This is a genomic window from Aeromonas sp. 1HA1 (assembly GCF_029237385.1).
Lineage (GTDB): Bacteria > Pseudomonadota > Gammaproteobacteria > Enterobacterales > Aeromonadaceae > Aeromonas > Aeromonas popoffii.
In genome coordinates, this window is the sequence record NZ_JAACGC010000174.1 from 1 (window position 1) to 1,147 (window position 1,147).

Consider the following 1,147-nt stretch of genomic DNA (forward strand, 5'->3'; position numbering starts at 1 on the left):
GGTGCTCGAGCTCAGCCCCCATTTTCTTCTGGGAGAGGCCATAAGCCGGGGTCTTAAAGCTGTAGTCCTTGAGCTCTACCTCTGAGGGGCGCACCGATTCGCGGTAGTGGAACTGGCGCACATAGGCACCTTGTTCAAGCGAGCGGTTGCCGAGATTGAAGAAGAGCTCAGGGCCAGCAGTCAGGGCCGCTGCATCGTCGGCAAAGACGATGCGATGTTTGCCTGCTTCAAATTCGTGGAAGTAGAACAGCCCCTCTTCGGCAGCAAGGCGGTTAACAAAGTCGAGGTCGGTCTCGCGGTACTGGACGCAATATTCGCGCTGGGCATGCTCGTTCTTGAGCGCAAAGGCGTAGTCGGTGATGCCGTGCTCTTGCAGCAGGATGGAGAGGATTTCGTCAGGCTTTTGTGCCTGAAAGATGCGGGAGTTTTGGCGAAGGCCCAATCGCCACAGGGCCGGTTTCACCTCCAGACTGTAGCGCGTGCGGCGAAAGCCGCTGTCCCCTTGCGCAAAGTCGCTCACTACCCCACACACCCGGCGTTGCAACTCGCCGTGGTACCACACCAGCAGCTCACAGGGCTGGTCCAGCACAGCACCGAAATCGATATCGGGCTGAGCGCTGGCCACCTCCAGTTTGAGGCTAAACGGGCTGTTCAAGCCCTCATCGAGCTTGAAGCTCGCGACCGCAAAGGTGTTGTCAGCCAGTGCGCCAACCTTGACGGTGAATTGTAATCCTGTGCTCTGTGCCATGACCTTGCTCCTTATCCTGCTTGCCCGCTGCCCGAACCAATCACCACACCACCACAATCCACCGCTGTGCCGGTGATAGCGATGGGCTTGCCATTAACCAGCACAGACCCCACACCACCGGCAATGCTGCGCGGGTGGGGCGGGTTATTCGGCTTGTCGTGCGGCGCCAGCGGGTCACCCTGACGAGCCACCGGCTTGCCATCGAGAAAAACATCAGGGCTGGCGGCTATCACCGGGGTCGGTGGAAAGCCATCGTGGTCGGTGCCAAGGTCACCAAGCAGTGCAATGGAGGGACACATAATTCAAACCTCTTGTGTGCTTTGCCATCACTCCGCTCTCACTACCACGACATCAATCTCTGGGCAGGGGGATGGCAAAACATAAAAGGCTCCGGCAGCC

Annotated in this window: 2 protein-coding genes; both read right to left on the bottom strand. The window is 58.8% G+C overall.

Annotated features, from left to right (window positions below):
• Nucleotides 1-748, bottom strand: a 748-nt coding sequence (gene tssI / locus GWQ22_RS21470) for a type VI secretion system tip protein TssI/VgrG (RefSeq protein ID WP_275931624.1), incomplete at its 3' end; no start/stop codon positions are given.
• Nucleotides 749-759: 11 nt separating this feature from the next.
• Nucleotides 760-1,047, bottom strand: a complete 288-nt coding sequence (locus tag GWQ22_RS21475) for a type VI secretion system PAAR protein (RefSeq protein ID WP_042038057.1) — start codon at nt 1,045-1,047, stop codon at nt 760-762.
• Nucleotides 1,048-1,147: the final 100 nt, after the last annotated feature.